The organism is Hymenobacter metallilatus, from assembly GCF_003944705.1.
Lineage (GTDB): Bacteria > Bacteroidota > Bacteroidia > Cytophagales > Hymenobacteraceae > Hymenobacter > Hymenobacter metallilatus.
The window spans coordinates 34,770-49,507 of sequence record NZ_RWIS01000019.1 but is presented as its reverse complement, the minus strand read 5'-3'; the positions used below and the strand labels follow the sequence as shown (position 1 = coordinate 49,507).

General features: G+C 62.1%; 15 protein-coding genes. 7 read left to right on the top strand and 8 right to left on the bottom strand.

The window, feature by feature from the left end:
* Nucleotides 1-91 precede the first annotated feature (91 nt).
* Nucleotides 92-961 carry a 5'/3'-nucleotidase SurE gene (gene surE, locus EI290_RS21045; protein WP_246009025.1) on the top strand — a complete coding sequence of 290 codons (870 nt, stop codon included), beginning with the start codon at nucleotides 92-94 and terminating at the stop codon, nucleotides 959-961.
* 138 nt (nucleotides 962-1,099) lie between these two features.
* Here surE and EI290_RS21040 read toward each other — a convergent pair whose 3' ends face one another.
* From EI290_RS21040 to EI290_RS21025, 4 genes are all read right to left on the bottom strand, one after another.
* A complete protein-coding gene (locus tag EI290_RS21040; RefSeq protein ID WP_125433621.1) occupies nucleotides 1,100-1,285 on the bottom strand; it encodes a hypothetical protein in 186 nt (61 codons plus the stop codon).
* Between the two features lie 64 nt (nucleotides 1,286-1,349).
* Nucleotides 1,350-1,622, bottom strand: coding sequence for a hypothetical protein (locus tag EI290_RS21035; RefSeq protein WP_125433620.1), 273 nt, complete (start codon nucleotides 1,620-1,622; stop codon nucleotides 1,350-1,352).
* 93 nt (nucleotides 1,623-1,715) lie between these two features.
* Nucleotides 1,716-3,044, bottom strand: coding sequence for a sensor histidine kinase (locus tag EI290_RS21030; RefSeq protein ID WP_125433619.1), 1,329 nt, complete (start codon nucleotides 3,042-3,044; stop codon nucleotides 1,716-1,718).
* 274 nt (nucleotides 3,045-3,318) lie between these two features.
* Nucleotides 3,319-4,005 carry a response regulator transcription factor gene (locus tag EI290_RS21025; protein ID WP_125433618.1) on the bottom strand — a complete coding sequence of 229 codons (687 nt, stop codon included), beginning with the start codon at nucleotides 4,003-4,005 and terminating at the stop codon, nucleotides 3,319-3,321.
* A gap of 164 nt (nucleotides 4,006-4,169) precedes the next feature.
* Here EI290_RS21025 and EI290_RS21020 point away from each other — a divergent pair, with 164 nt between their 5' ends.
* Nucleotides 4,170-4,865: a TIGR04283 family arsenosugar biosynthesis glycosyltransferase gene (locus tag EI290_RS21020; RefSeq protein ID WP_246009024.1), complete on the top strand. Its 696-nt coding sequence runs from the start codon at nucleotides 4,170-4,172 to the stop codon at nucleotides 4,863-4,865.
* A gap of 34 nt (nucleotides 4,866-4,899) precedes the next feature.
* Here EI290_RS21020 and EI290_RS21015 read toward each other — a convergent pair whose 3' ends face one another.
* Both EI290_RS21015 and EI290_RS21010 read right to left on the bottom strand, forming a co-directional pair.
* Nucleotides 4,900-6,462 (bottom strand): ABC transporter permease/substrate-binding protein, encoded by a 1,563-nt coding sequence (locus EI290_RS21015; RefSeq protein WP_125433616.1) that lies wholly within the window; start codon nucleotides 6,460-6,462, stop codon nucleotides 4,900-4,902.
* Nucleotides 6,459-7,499 carry an ABC transporter ATP-binding protein gene (locus tag EI290_RS21010; RefSeq protein WP_125433615.1) on the bottom strand — a complete coding sequence of 347 codons (1,041 nt, stop codon included), beginning with the start codon at nucleotides 7,497-7,499 and terminating at the stop codon, nucleotides 6,459-6,461. Before EI290_RS21010 ends, EI290_RS21015 begins: the two co-directional genes overlap by 4 nt.
* A gap of 213 nt (nucleotides 7,500-7,712) precedes the next feature.
* Between EI290_RS21010 and EI290_RS21005 the strand changes: the two genes are divergently transcribed.
* The 3 genes from EI290_RS21005 to EI290_RS20995 all read left to right on the top strand — a co-directional run bounded on the left by EI290_RS21005 (nucleotide 7,713) and on the right by EI290_RS20995 (nucleotide 10,398).
* Nucleotides 7,713-8,279, top strand: a complete 567-nt coding sequence (locus EI290_RS21005) for a histidine phosphatase family protein (protein WP_185817104.1) — start codon at nucleotides 7,713-7,715, stop codon at nucleotides 8,277-8,279.
* A 94-nt stretch (nucleotides 8,280-8,373) separates the two neighbouring features.
* Nucleotides 8,374-9,762 carry a M28 family peptidase gene (locus EI290_RS21000; RefSeq protein ID WP_125433613.1) on the top strand — a complete coding sequence of 463 codons (1,389 nt, stop codon included), beginning with the start codon at nucleotides 8,374-8,376 and terminating at the stop codon, nucleotides 9,760-9,762.
* Between the two features lie 96 nt (nucleotides 9,763-9,858).
* Nucleotides 9,859-10,398: a 2'-5' RNA ligase family protein gene (locus EI290_RS20995; RefSeq protein WP_125433612.1), complete on the top strand. Its 540-nt coding sequence runs from the start codon at nucleotides 9,859-9,861 to the stop codon at nucleotides 10,396-10,398.
* 82 nt (nucleotides 10,399-10,480) lie between these two features.
* Here EI290_RS20995 and EI290_RS20990 read toward each other — a convergent pair whose 3' ends face one another.
* Nucleotides 10,481-10,714: a hypothetical protein gene (locus tag EI290_RS20990; protein WP_125433611.1), complete on the bottom strand. Its 234-nt coding sequence runs from the start codon at nucleotides 10,712-10,714 to the stop codon at nucleotides 10,481-10,483.
* 346 nt (nucleotides 10,715-11,060) lie between these two features.
* Nucleotides 11,061-11,894, bottom strand: a complete 834-nt coding sequence (locus tag EI290_RS20985; RefSeq protein ID WP_246009023.1) for an OmpA/MotB family protein — start codon at nucleotides 11,892-11,894, stop codon at nucleotides 11,061-11,063.
* 191 nt (nucleotides 11,895-12,085) lie between these two features.
* On the opposite strand from EI290_RS20985, the gene EI290_RS20980 reads away from it, so the two are divergent.
* Together EI290_RS20980 and EI290_RS20975 are read left to right on the top strand one after the other, a co-directional pair.
* Entirely contained in the window at nucleotides 12,086-13,810 is a 1,725-nt protein-coding gene (locus EI290_RS20980; protein WP_125433610.1) for a S8 family serine peptidase, read from the top strand.
* Nucleotides 13,807-14,526: a hypothetical protein gene (locus EI290_RS20975; RefSeq protein WP_125433609.1), complete on the top strand. Its 720-nt coding sequence runs from the start codon at nucleotides 13,807-13,809 to the stop codon at nucleotides 14,524-14,526. The genes EI290_RS20980 and EI290_RS20975 overlap by 4 nt, the downstream gene beginning before the upstream one ends.
* Nucleotides 14,527-14,738: the final 212 nt, after the last annotated feature.

The following is a 14,738-nucleotide window of genomic DNA, read 5'->3' as shown; positions in this document are numbered from 1 at the left end:
CCGTGCCCGCTGCCCGGCGTTAGTGCAGCGGGCAATGGACGGGGTAGCCTACCTTTGTCCTGCTTTCCGTTTCCTTAACCATCCGATACCCGTGTCCGCAGCACCGCACAAACCCCTGATTCTGATTTCCAACGACGACGGCATCACCGCCCCCGGTATTGCCACCCTGGTCCGGGTGATGCGCCGCATTGGTGAGGTGGTGGTGGTAGCGCCCAACTCGCCGCAGTCGGGCATGGGTCACGCCATTACCATCGGCCACCCGCTCCGCCTCGATGCCAGCCGCATTTTTGAAGGCGTGGAGGCCTACGAGTGCAGTGGTACCCCCGCCGACTGTGTGAAGCTGGCCAAGCACCACGTGCTCAAAGACCGGCGCCCCGACCTGGTGGTGTCCGGCATCAACCACGGCTCCAACTCGGCCGTGAACGTGCTGTACTCCGGCACCATGTCGGCGGCCATTGAGGCGGCGGTGGAGGGGTTGCCGGCCATTGGCTTCTCGCTCTGCGACTATGGCCATAACGCCGACTTCTCACACACCGAGGAGTGGGTAGAGCACCTGACCCGCCAAGCCCTGGAGCACGGCATTCCGAAGGGTACTGCCCTCAACATCAACATTCCCAAAAAGTCGGCCGAGCCCATTGCCGGGGCCCGCTTGTGCCGGCAGGCCCGCGCCAAGTGGCAGGAGGAGTTCGACCTGCGCCACGACCCGCACAACCGGCCCTACTACTGGCTGATTGGCTCTTTCGTGAACGAGGACCACGGCCAGGACACCGACGAGTACGCACTGGCCAGCAACTACATTTCCATTGTGCCCTGCCAGTTCGACCTCACGGCTTTGTATGGTCTGCGCGAAATGAATGCCAGCTGGCAGTTGAGCCCCACGCCCGGTGGGCAGCAGGCCCCGGCTCCCGGCCCGGGCAGCGCCGAGCCCACCCCCGGCGAATCGGCCGAGGGACTGGGGTAACTCAAGTTGCAGCCTAGGGCTACAAGCTAGTTCCCCTCCTTTCCAAGGAGGGGAACTAGTCTTCTAGGCCTACTGGCACATCCTGATTTAATGTGCCACTCATTTCGCCGGACGGCTCCATGTTTTCCGGTTAGTGGCTTAGTCGCCACCGGTGCTGGTTGGTGCGAATACCCGCTTCGGGTGAGCCAGAGGGAGGTGGTCCGGCTTGCGTACTACCGGCACCGTGGCCAGATGCCGCGCCGTGGGCAGGGCCGGGGGCAGCAGCCGGCCCGCCAGCCACAGCAGCCCCAGCAGCAGCGCGACCAGGAGCAGGAGCTTTTTCATGGAGGGGGTGGGAAAAGTAGGCGAGTGCCAAATCTACCCCGGCCCGCATGAAGGGCGCGTGAACCTAGCGTTGCGTGGTGGTACGGGTTCGGTTGGCCGTGTTGCGCTTCACCACGGCCGTTTTGCGCGTAGCTGCCGGCGTGGTTACCGTACGGGTTTTGTCGGAGGTATGGTAGTTGCCACTGGGTGTTGCTACGCTATGGGTTTTGGAGGTGGTGCGGACCATGCCGGTTGGAGTGGCAGCTGTACTGGTGGCGGTGGTTTTTTGCTGTACCGCCTGGGCGTGTACGGAGCCGGCCATAACAGCCAGTCCGGCAATAAGCAGAAGCTTTTTCATGGTAGTAGAAGGGTGGGTGAACAACATACAGACCGTGTACGCAGCTCCGCCCATCCGGATGTCCCGGCCGCCGTTGCCAGGCGCCAAGCCTGCTCAGGTAAAGAGCAGGGAGAAAGTGGTGCCCTGGCCCACCGTGGAGTGTACGGTGAGCGGGGCTTTGTGAAACTCGGCAATGGTTTTGGCTATGGGTAGCCCCAGCCCGTAGCCCTCCGGGGCCGAGGCCCCTGCCTGAAACCGCCGGAACCGGTCGAAGAGGTGGGGCAGGTGCTGGGAGTCGATGCCCGGCCCGGTGTCCGTCACCGACAGGCGGTAGCCCCCGGCCTCGGGGCGGCCCAGCACCGTAATGCTGCCGCCCCAGCGGTTGTATTTAATAGCGTTGCTGATCAGGTTGAACAGCAGCGTGAACAGCAGCGTGCGGTTGGCCTGCTGCACTACATAATCGGGCTGCAAATCCTCCAGCAGCTTAACCTCGCGCTGGGCCAGCCGGTCGTCCAGCTCCGTGGTCACGTCGGCCAGCACCGCCGCCACCGATACGGCCTCGTCGCGCAGGTATTGCTCGTTTTCGATGTTGGCAATCAACAGCAGGGTTTTTACGGTGTTGCGCAGGCGGTACAGGGTTTTCTGCGACTCCACAATCTTGAGGGAGTGGGCATGGCCCAGCGCCGGGTCTTGAAGCATGTTCTCAAACCTCGACTGCAAAATGCTCACCGGCGTCAGCAGCTCGTGCGACACGTTGGACATGAACTCCCGCTCCTTCTCGAAGGCCGTCTGCACCCGCCGCATGGTCTCGTTCAGGCTGTCGTCGAGGCGACGGAAGTCGGTGGTAGTGGTTTCCAGGGGCTCGTAGGAGAAGGCCGAGGGGTGGTGTACGCCCTGTAGCTTGCTGGCAATGAGCCGCTGCAAGGGCCGCAGCAGGTAGTGGGCAAAGGCTGCGTCGGTGGCAATGGTCAGCAGTGCCCCAATCACCAGCACCCACAGGGCCATGCGGCGCAGCGTATCGGTGAGCAGCTCCACCGTAGCCAGCGACGAGCCAATTTCGAGCCGGTAGTTGCGGCCGTTGGTGGCAAACTGCTGGCTCAAAATCCGGAAATCCTCAATCTGGTTGTCTACCTGCCGGGGCTCGTCGAAGATACGGGGCGGGTGTGGGGCGTGGCGGCCGCTGGGCGTGGGCGGCAGGGGCGTAAGGGTAATGTATTCCTGCTTGAGAATGTTGTAGTCGGCGTACTCCTCGCCCTGCACAAAGGCCGAAATACCATCTCGCTCAATCAACTGGAGCACTTCTTCCCGCTTTTCGTGCAGGCGCTGGTCGGTGTGGGCCACGGCCACCCGGCTCACGATGGGCGGAATCACCACGGCCCCCAGCAGCACCAGCAACAGCTTGGACAAGGCATTGAACAGGGCCAGCTTGGCTTCAAGGCGCATGGCGTTGAATTAAAAATTAAGAATTAAGAATTAGGAATTCAAAAGCCCGTCATGTTGAGCGAAGGCGCAGCCGCAGTCGAAGCATCTCTACTTCTGACTAATTCAATATGCATCACAACGAAGCGGTAGAGATGCTTCGACTGCGGCTGCGCCTTCGCTCAGCATGACGGGCTGACTTGTTCAGCCAGACCTGCCTGAACAGCTTCTATAGGTAAGGGAATACAGAGCAAAACGCCGCAACTCACGGCCATTTTTAATTTTTAATTCTCAATTTTTAATTGGCATCTGCCACCCGGTAGCCAATGCCGCGCACGGTTTCCAGAAAATCAGTGGGGGCGAACTGGCCCAGCTTCTTGCGGATGTTTTTGATGTGTACGTCGATGTAGTTGGAGTCGGAATCATCTTCCAGCACGTTGCCCCAGAGGTGCTCCCCCAGCTGTAGGCGCGTAAGCACCCGGTTTTTGTGCAGCAGCAGGTAATGCAGCAGGTCGAACTCCTTTTTGGTGAGGGCCACGTCCTGGTCCTGGTAGCGCAGGGTGCGGCCGGTGGCGTCCAGCTGGAACCCGTTGCCGAAGTTCAACTCCTGGCGCTTCAGCCCAAACTTGCGGCGCGTAATGGCCTGCATCCGGCTTTGCAGCTCCAGCAACGAAAACGGCTTGGGCAGGTAGTCGTCGGCGCCCAGGTCCAGGCCCTTCACCCGGTCGTCGATGGCACCGCGGGCCGTCAGAATGATGAATGAAGCCTCCTGCCGGTCGTTGCGGCGGGCTTCGCGCAGCAAATCCAGCCCGTCGCCCCCGGGCAGACCCAGGTCCAGCAGCACGAAGTCGTAGCTGTTGACAAAGATTTTCTCCGACGCCTCGGCGTAGGTATACGCCGAATCGACGAGGTACTGAGACTGGAGCAAAAACTGGCGGACTTCCTGGTGGAGGCTTTTTTCGTCTTCAACAATGAGAACATGCATGGCGGGAGGAGCAACTGGGCGTAAGGATGCTGCAACATACGCAGCCCGGCCGTGAAGGTAGAATGAAGTTCGCCCGCCCGACGGGCCGCGGGGGTGGTAGCGGGCCTCTTTTCGGCGGCCGGCCGTATGTTGCAGCCTCATCCGCCCCCGTCGTGCTACCCGACTTGCCTCAGCTGCCTGCCATCAGTATCATTCTGCCCACCTACAACGAGGCGGAAGGGCTGCCCGCGCTGCTGCGCTACCTGCGCACCGAGGCCGACGCGGCCGTGGAAATACTTGTGGCCGATGCCGCCAGCCCCGATGGTACGGCGGCCGTGGCCCGGGCCGGCGGGGCGCGGGTGGTGGCCTGCCCCCAACGTGGCCGCGCCGCCCAGCTGAATTGCGGGGCCCGGGCCGCCACCGGGCAGGTGCTCTACTTCCTGCACGCCGATACGTACCCGCCCCGGGGCTTCCCGGCCCTGATTCGGGCGGCTCTGGCGGCCGGGGCCGGCAGCGGCTGCTTCCGGCTGCGCTTCAACCACCCGCATTGGTTTCTGCGGCTGAGTGCTTGGTTTACCCGGTTCGATGTGGACGCCATCCGCTTCGGCGACCAGAGCCTGTTTGTGCGGCGGGCGGTGTTCGAGCGGGCGGGCGGGTTCCGGCCGGAGTTGCAGCTGATGGAAGACCAGGAGATTGTGCCCCGGCTGCGGTGGCACGGGCCGTTTCGGGTGCTGCCGCAGTACGTGACCACCTCGGCCCGCAAGTACCTGGTTAACGGCGTGTACCGGCTGCAAGCCAGCTTCACGCTGCTGGCAGTGCTGCACTGGCTGGGCGTTTCGCAGCCCCGGCTGGTCCGGCTGTACCGCCGCCTGATTGCCTGAAACGCAGCGGGCCGCACCTCCCGGTGTACCGCGTTTATCGTAAAAACCGACTCAATTCTGAAATAGAGCCGATACCGAGCTGCTGGGCCTGGCGGCGGCGCATGAGCAGGGCGTAGGTGTTGTTGAACCCCAGCGGCGCCAGCCACTCCAGCTGGTAGCGCCGCCGGTACTGCTGCCGCACATAGCGCAGCACCGTGGCCGGGTCTGAGCCCAGGGAGTCGAGGGTGGCGGCGGAGGGTTGGAGCACCACCAGCAGGCCGGTGCCGGTGTATTCGGGGTACATGTCAATGGCCCCGGTGCGCAGGGCTTCGGCGCAGATGGTGGTGCCGCCCAGGCCGGTTTTGGCTTCCACGCCCAGGTTGGTATAGCCCCGGATAAGGGCCGTGTACAGCTCGGTGAGAATGTACTGCTCGGCAAAAATCTTGGAGCCCAGCCGGATGGTGGCCGGGCCCGGCACCGGCCGCGGGGCCCGCCAGAGCCCCCGCTCCCGCAGAAACCGGCGGGCCACGGCCCGGGGCGACTCATGCAGGTAATCGACGCGGTAGTTCAGCTCGGTCATGGCGGAGTCGGTGAGTTGCCCGGTCAGCCGGTTCAGGGCCGCGGCCAGCTCGGGGTGCTGCGCCAGGGTTTGGTGCCGCACCACCGGCACAGCTTGGTAGGGCGGAAAAGCGTGCCGGTCGTCGCGCAGGGTCAGCAGGTCGTACGCCCGAATCCGGCCGTCGGTGGAGTACCCGTCGATGATATCCACGTTGCCGTGCCGGGCGGCCTCATACACCAGGGCCGGAGCCAGCACCACCGAGGCCGGCCGCAGCCCGTAGCGGTGCTGCAAGCCAGGCAACCCATCGGCGCGGCCTACAAACTCGGGGCTAAACCCCGCCAGCAGCTTGGTGGCAGCCCGAGGCAGCAGGTACAGCCCGGCCAGCACCGGCAGGGCCAGTAGCAGGGCCCGGCCGGCCCACACCAGCCGCCGCCCCGCCAGGCGCTGCACACCGGCCAGGGCCGCATCAAACCCCAGCGCCAGCCCGGCGGCCGGAATGGCCCCGGCCAGTATCATGGCGGGGTTGTTGAGCGCAATGCCCCCGAAAATGAACTCGCCCAGCCCGCCCGCCGCAATGTAGGCGGCCAGCGTAGCCACTCCTACGTTGATAACGGCCGCCGTCCGGATGCCGGCCAGCAGTACCGGGAAAGCCAGGGGCAGCTCCACCTGCCGCAGAATCTGGCCATCGGTCAGGCCCAGGCCGCGGGCCGCATCTACCACGGCCGCGTCCACGCCGCGCACGCCCGCCAGGGTATTGCGCACGATGGGCAGCAGCGAGTACAGGAACAAAGCCAGAATAGCGGGGGCTGGGCCAATACCCATAGCTGGGATGAGGAAGCCGAGTAGGGCAATGCTGGGCACGGTCTGGAACACGCCGGCCAGCCCCAGCACCCAGGGCGCCAGCCGGGGCCGCCGCCGGAGCAGCAGGCCCAGCGGGACGCCCACCAGCACGCCCAGCACCAGGGAGGCCGCCGTCAGGCCGATGTGCTGCAAGGTTTGGTGCCCGATTTTATCTGCCTGTAGTTGCCAGAAGGCCAGCAGCTCCGTTACTATTTTCATGCGGTTTGCAGCTGTTGAGCGGCCCGGGCAAAGGCTCCCATCAGGGCCGGATACGTAAGCGGTGCGGGCTCATCGGGGTGGGCCGGGTTCAGCCCCCGAACCCACACCACCGGTTGCGGTGGCGCGGGCGGAGTGGCCGTGAAAGACGGGTTGAACTGCTGCAACGCATCCTGAATGGTTGCTGTAGGTGAAATGGTCGTACTTTCTGAATTATAAGCGTTTACTGGCGTTTCATTTTCTTCCAGCGGCAGGTATGACAGGATGTCCTGTAGGCGCAGCACCCGCAGCTGCAAGCTGAGGAAGTCGGCCGCAAAAAACTCCCGCACGAAGGCCGTAGCTGGCCGGAACAGCAGCTCGGCCGGGGTGCCCAGCTGCTGCACCCGGCCGTGGTCGAGCAGCAGAATCCGGTCGGCCAGCTCGAAGGCCTCCTGCACATCGTGGGTTACCAGCACCATGGTTTTCTGGCGAAGCTCCGGCAGCTCCCGAAACTCCCGGCGGATGCTGGTGCGGGTAAGCGGGTCCAGGGCGCCGAAGGGCTCATCCAGCAGCACAATGGGCGGGTCGGCGGCCAGGGCCCGGGCCAGTCCCACCCGCTGCTGCTGCCCCCCCGAGAGCTGGTGCGGGTACTGCCCCCCGAAGCGGGCGGGCGGCAGGTGCAGGCGCGTCAGCAGCTCGTCGGTGCGCCGGGCAATCCAGGCATCAGTCTGCCCCAGCAGGCGGGGCACAATGGCCACGTTTTCGGCCACGGTGTAGTGCGGCAGCAAACCCACCTGCTGAATAACGTAGCCGATGCCCCGACGCAGCCGCTCCACCGGCACCTGGCGCACATCCTGTCCGTGCACGAGTACGGTGCCGGCATCGGGCTCCACCAGGCGGTTGAGCATCCGCAGCAGTGTGGTTTTGCCGCAGCCGCTGGGCCCCAGCAGTACCAGCGTTTCGCCGGGCGCTAGCGCAAACGACACATCCTGCACCGCGGGTTGCGTTCCGTAGCGGCGGGTGAGATGGCGGGCTTCGAGGGCGGGCGGATTCTGGGCCATAGGGCCGTCAAGATAACGGCAATCCGCACAACACGGCCTGCGCAGGTAGCGAGGCAGAGAAGCAGTTGCCGCAAAAGAGCCCACCGCCGCCCAGCGCGCCGGAACCGGCGGGCGGGTGGGTAACCGTCGGCTGGGTTCGGGCCCGGCGCTCAGGTATGCCGGAACTATCCGGACTATTCTATCTTGCTTTTCGATACACCCATGCTCTGTTCTATGAATTACCGTAAAAAGCTGTACATCAGTTTGCTGGCATTGCTGGCGCTGTTGATTGGCAGTAACTGCAGCAACAAAGCGCTGCAGGCGCACTATGCCCGGGGCCTCGATACGCATGTCTTCATCGTGCGCCACGCCGAAAAAGAGCTGACTCCCGGTCTGGCCGATCCGCCCCTCACGGCGGCCGGCCAGCAGCGGGCCCTGGCCCTGCGCGATACGCTGTGGCGCAACGCCATGCTCAGCGGTATTTTCAGCACCGCCACCAACCGCACCCGCAGCACGGCCCAGCCCCTGGCTGATAAGCGCAAGCTCGTCGTTGAGACTTACGATGCCCGGAAGCTGCCCGAGCTGGTTGCCCGTATCCGGCGCGAGTACCGGGGCCGCACGGTGCTGGTAGTGGGGCATTCCAACACCATTCTGGAAACCGTGGAAGCCTTCGGTGCTCCGCGCCCGGTGCCTACCATCGGGGATGCGGAATACGATTATCTGCTGGAAGTGCGCCTCCCGCGCGACTCTACCCAGGCGGCCACCGCCACGGCCCGGCGCTACGGGGCTGCCAGCCGCTAAGGCTCTGTCGCCTTCGGGGCGTTTTTCTGCAACTATAGCGGCGTTTCGGCTTCTATTGGTCACTTTTGCGCCTACTCACTCCCTTTCTTACTTCATGCGTTTACCTTCTTTGCGCCTCACGCTGGGGCTGGCCGCCGCGCTGCTGGCCGCCCCCCTCACCTCCACGGCCCAAACCACCGCCGACTCCCTGGCCATCCGGAAGCTGTACGATGAGGCCCTGGCCCACGGGCAGAGCTACGACAACCTGCGCTACCTCACCGGCCAGATTGGGGGGCGCCTCAGCGGCTCGGCCCAGGCTGAGCAGGCCGTGCAGTGGGGCAAGCTGGTGATGGAGAAAATGGGCCTCGACCGGGTGTATCTGCAAGAGGTGATGGTGCCGCATTGGGTGCGCGGCGCCCGGGAAAAAGCCCAGGTGAAAGGCTCTAAAGGCAAAGGCCTGACCTTGAACGTGTGCGCCCTGGGTGGCTCGGTGGGTACCAACGGCAAGCTGAAAGCCCAGGTAATTGAGGTGCACAGCCTCAAGGAGCTGGCCGCCCTGCCCGCCGAGAAGGTGAAGGGCAAGCTAGTATTCTTTAACCGGCCCATGAACCCGCTGTACGTGGAAACCGGTCGGGCTTATGGCGAAGCCGGTGACCAGCGCCGTAGCGGCGCCGCCGAAGCCGCCAAGCGCGGCGCGGTGGGGGCGCTGGTGCGCAGCCTCTCCCTGGCCCACGACGATTTTCCGCACACCGGGGCCATGCGCTACGAGGACAACGTGACCAAAGTACCGGCCGCCGCCCTCAGCACCAACGGCGCCGACGAGCTGAGCCAGCTCCTGAAAGCCGACCCCAATCTGACGGTGGAGCTGGAAATGAGCTGCCAGCAGCTGCCCGAAACCAAGAGCTACAACGTGGTCGGCGAAATCAAAGGCTCGAAATACCCGGAGGAAATCATCAGCGTAGGCGGCCACCTCGACTCCTGGGACCTGGGCCAGGGCGCCCACGACGACGGCACCGGCTGCACCCAGAGCATGGAAGTGCTGCGCCTGCTGAAGGCCACCGGCCTGCGCCCCGAGCGCACGGTGCGGGCTGTGCTGTTCATGAACGAGGAAAACGGCGTGCGGGGCGGTACCAAGTACGCCGAGCTGGCCAAAGCCGCCGGCGAGAAGCACCTAGCGGCTATGGAGTCGGATGGGGGCGGGTTTACGCCGCGGGGCTTCTCTATTGAGGCCGACCCCGCCGTGGTGCGCAAAATCCAGACCTGGCAGCCCCTGTTTCGGCCCTACGGCAGCGGGGAGTTTGTGGCCGGCCACTCCGGCACCGACATCGAGCCGCTAAAGGAGCAGGTAAAGGCCCTTATCGGCTACCAATGCGACTCCCAGCGCTACTTCGATATTCACCACACCGCCGCCGACACCTTCGACAAGGTAAACCGCCGGGAGCTGGAATTGGGGGGCGCCAGCATGGCCGCCCTCATCTACCTCATCAGCAAGTACGGCTTATAAGTCGATAGCAGAAGCTAAGGCCCTGCCCCGGGTACTGGCTCTTCGTGGCAGGAGAGCTGTTGCTAGGGGTGGGGCTTTGTTTACCATCTCACCCGCATGGACCCCTACCTGGTTACGCTGCTAATACCCGAGCCGGCCAACCAGGAGGTGTGGGCGCTGAAACAGGAGGTGCACCGCCTGACGGGCAGCCGCAATGCGCTCCGGCTGCCGCCTCACATCACCCTGATACCGCCGCTCCGGCAGCCGGCCCCATTCGAGCCGGCGGCCCGGCAGCTACTTCACAATTTTGCGGCCCACCAGCCCGGGTGCACTGCCGTACTGCGCAACTTCGCGTGGTTCGGGGGCCGCACGCTGTATCTGCCGGTAACGCAGACCGACGGTGTGCAGGCTTTGTACGCTGCCCTGTACCAGCACTGCCGCCAGCACCTGCCCGCGGTGCCGGTGCCCACCCGGCCTTTCGTGCCACACGTTACGCTGGCCACCCGCGACCTGCCAGCCGCCCAGGTGCCCGCCTTGCAAGCCCTGTTTGCCGAGCGTAGCTACGCGGCGCACCTGGAGCTAACTGAGCTGGCGCTGTTCCGCCACGATGGGCGCGCGTGGCAGTTGCTGCAAAAGTTTGGGTTGGTAGCCAGCTAAGAAGCTTGGGGCCACGAAATAAAAAGGAGTCCGGTTGCCAGCGCAACCGGACTCCTTTTTATAATCAGTTATACCGCCAAAACTATTCGGCGCTGGCGTTTTTCTTTGGACGGCCGGGGCGTTTGCCGGTGGCACTTACGGTGCGGGGCTTACGCTCCTTTTTAGCTACTTTGTAATCAGGTGCGAGCATGGAGTTGAGCTCCGTCATGAGCTCATTAACTTTTGCAACCTGTTTACGAATTTGATTCAGGACCGCGTCATTGTCTTCCGCGTTAGCCAGAATTTGTTGCAGCTTGTTTAGGTCAGCAGTTGCCATGGGGCGAGAAATTTATTTGGAGAGAAATGTAAAGCTCAAAGTTGATTGATTTCTTCGGGAAGACAAACAATTTACCCTGTAATTCGAATATGTGGACTAGGGTTGCCACACCGGATTTATTTTATAGTTACTGCTGATATAGGCTGCAATAAAGGGTTTATTTTTAAATATGCTCCGCATACGCATATCTGCCAAATAAGGTTCCTGAGAATTTAGCAACGGGAAAGAAGCTTCCAGTTGCTCAGTCTGCAGAAAGCAATTTGCATCCGTAACCGGTATGCAGGCAACGTAAAATGCATGAATCAGCACCTGGATGCTCTACCACACAGGCAATGCTAGGATAGAGTTAGTTCTGCTCTAAAATCTGAAACAGCTCGTCCAGTTTTGGAGTCAGAATTATTTCTGTACGGCGGTTGAGGGCTTTGTTGGCTGGGGAATCGTTTACAGCAACGGGTACATATTCAGCTCTTCCCGAGGGCGTAACCTGCGAAGCCGGCAAGCCCGCCAGGGTCAGAATTCGGGTAATTTCAGTGGCTCGCAGTACACTTAGGTCCCAGTTGTCGCGCATACCAGCGGTGCCCTTGGCTACGGGCACATTGTCGGTGTGGCCTTCCACCAGCACGTTTACATCCTGATTACCTTTAAGTGCGGCTGCCAGTTTACTCAAAGCCTCCTGACCTTTAGGGTCAACCTTGGTTGAGCCCGATTTAAACAACAGCTGCTCCGAAAGTGACACATACACTTTCCCGTTTTTTACATTCACTTGCAAATCCTGGGCATTAAATCCTAACAAGGCGTCACCTACTTTCTGGCGCAATGCTTTTACTGCTGCATCTTTCTGGTCCAGAATTCTTTGCATTTCGGCAATCCGTTGCTCCTTACTACGTAAATCGGCCGAAAGCTGGGAATTTTCCTGTTGCGCTCCGCTGAGGCTGGAGTTTAACTGGTTTACCTGCTGATTTTTAGAAAGTAAGCTAGTGCGTAAGGCTTCCTCATTGCGGGCTTTTTCCTGCTCCAATGCATTCTTTTCTGCCTGCAGTTGTTCCCGGGAGCGGGTAGCATCTGTATACTGGCTTTGCAGGGCCGCGTATTTTTTTTGCGAAATACAATTTGCCGTACCAAACAGCAGAGCAATTCCACAAATCGTCTGAAGCATGGGTGTCAAGAGGGAATATTTCATGGGAAAAAATTCAGCGTGAAAAAAACGTGTACTGTATCCTTTTAGTGAGCTACAACGCACCTCTGAATAGACGAGTTACATTCCGGGTATTTCCACTGCCATGAGGGGGCAGTAAATCTACCGTGGACTGATTGACGGCTTTGCTGTACCTTGGAAGACAAAATACCTGTACGCTTATTTTCGATTTTCACTTGCGCTTCCGCCTCACATTATGGGTGTTACTGTTGCTGCCGTGGTCGGTTTCTGCGCAGTCTACGCCTTCCGCAAGCCGGTTTTGGGTTACTTTTTGCAATAAAGCCGGGCAGTCGTTGCGGCCTGAGGTGTATTTCAGCCCGGCGGCGCAGGCCCGGCGGCAGCGGCAGCATCTGCCGGCCGCTGACAGCACCGATTTTCCGGTTCGGCCGGATTTGCTGACGCTGGTAGAACGCACCACCGATACCGTCACGCTGGTTAGCCGCTGGTTGAACGGGGTTGCCTGCCGGGCAACAGCAGCGCAGGCTGCCCGCCTGCGGCAGCTGCCGGGTGTGCAGAGCGTACGCGAGTGGCCGGAGGCGGCGGCGGTACCGGCTGGCCGGGCCATGGCCGCCCGGCCCCTTACGGCGGCCGACCGGTCGTTGGCGCGGCGGCAAACGGCCGCATTGGGTGCGGCCGACTTCCGCCGGGCCAATCTTTCCGGCAAGGGCATGCGCATTGCCATCTTCGATGTGGGCTTCACCGGCACCGATCAGCATCCGGCGTTTGCCCATCTGCGGCGGCGACAGGCCATTGTGGCTACCTACGATTTTTTGCGCCGAACGCCCTATGTGTACCAGGGGGGAAACCATGGTACGGAGGTCCTTTCCTGCATTGCCGGTCAGCTGCCCGACAGTTCGTACCTGGGGCTGGCGCCAAACGCCGAGTTCCTGTTGGCCCGTACCGAGCAGATGTACCGGGAGCGGTACCGGGAGGAAGAAGCCTGGCTGGCCGCCGCCGAATGGGCCGACCGCAACGGGGCCGATATCATTAACTCCTCGCTGGGCTACACCGACCGTCGGTATTTCCCGGAACAGATGAACGGCCGCACCAGTCTGGTAGCCCGGGCTGCCGAACTGGCCGCCCGCAAAGGTATACTGGTGGTAAATGCTGCCGGCAACGACGGCGACGACCCCCGCTGGCGCACGGTGGGCACCCCGGCCGATGGCGACTCGGTGCTGGCCGTTGGAGGGCTCGACCCGGATACGTACCTGCACGTTGAGTTCAGTAGTTACGGCCCGGCTCCTGGCAAGCGCCTGAAGCCGAACGTAGCGGCCTTTGGCATAGCCATTGTGGCCGTGCCGGGTGGCTACACCCGCACCGAAGGCACCTCTTTTGCCAGCCCGCTGGTAGCTGGTTTTGCTGCCTGTGCCTGGCAGCAGCAGCGTAATTTATCGGCCATGGAGCTGTTCCGCCAAATTCAGGCGTCGGGTCGGCTGTACCCGTACTTCGACTACGCCCATGGATACGGATTACCCCAGGCCCGTCATTTCCTACATGCCGGCCCGAGCGGGCCGGCAGCGCCTACATTCGATTTTGTGCGTCAGGATTCTACCGTCCAAGTAATTATCCGGGCTGAGGCAGCGTATACGCCGGCGCGTACTCTCCCGCTTTTTGCCGATTCGGTGCAGGCCACTACCCCCGCCGAAGCGCCGCGGGTAGCCCCCGTAGGGCAGGAGCAGGCCCGGGCTCCCCAGCCACCCCAGGCCGATGAGGTAGCCGCCCCGGTACCACCCAATTATGTGTACTGGCAGCTGCTGGATGCTGCCGGGCACCCGCTACGCTACGAGGTGCTGGAGGTTACCCAACGGGCAATACTGCGGGTGCCGCTGTACCGGTTCAAAAGCGGCAATACCGTGCGTGTCCATTACCGGGGATATACCGAAACCTATTCTGCACGATGAAAACAGGCCTATTTGCCGGGGGAATGGTGCTGGCCTGCATGGCCGCTGCCCAGGTACAGGCGCAACGGGTGCTCTTCCGGGCCGACCCCGCCACCGATTCGATGCAGGTAGACTATGGTCCCAACCGGCAGTTCTATCAGCATGTGTTTCTTGGCTATGCTCCCGTGGTGGGCCGGCCGGCCGGCCCCGGCGCCGACTTACGGTATTTCACCTCCGCTGAGCCCTTTGCGGGTATCCGGTATAAGTTTCGGCTGAGCAAAGCCGTATCCACCGGATTTGATTTCCGCTACGCCCGGCTGGTATACGCGCTGGAACAGAACAGCCGCAAACAGCTGCCTACGGCTACCCTGCACCGAAAGGAGTCGCTGGTTTTTTCGCAGCTTCAGCTGGAGCCCTTTATCCGGCTCGGCTTCGGGCGCCGCGGTAACGTTGTCGGGCGGTATCTGGATGTTAGTGGCTGGGGTGGCTGGGCTATGGCTACTTCCCACCACACCCTGGACCAGCCCGGTTTCGGCGGTAGCGCGCGTACGGTAACAATTGAGCGGGGGCTGAGCTATGTGCGGCGCTGGTCCTACGGAGTAGGAAGCCGCCTGGGGGCTGGCAGATATGCGTTGGTTGGGCGTTACCGCCTCTCCGATACGTTTACCACTTCCGCCAGTCCGGCGTATGCTGAGCTTCCGCGTTGGCTGTTCGGCCTGGAGATGGGCTTGTTTTAAAAACTGCTGAAAAAAGTCTGTTCGGTGCATCCGAATGGGCCGTTAGTCCCGTAAAAAGGCCCAAAGCAGCCAAGGTTTTTGTCAATTGGCAGCGCCACCCTCTTTGCTGCTGCGGCAGTCGTGTTTATTCTGGTCTTCCAGGCATCTACTGAACTTTCGGCTCTTGGTAGTTTTTGTATTTTGCCGAACTGATTTGACGATGGTTTACTCTT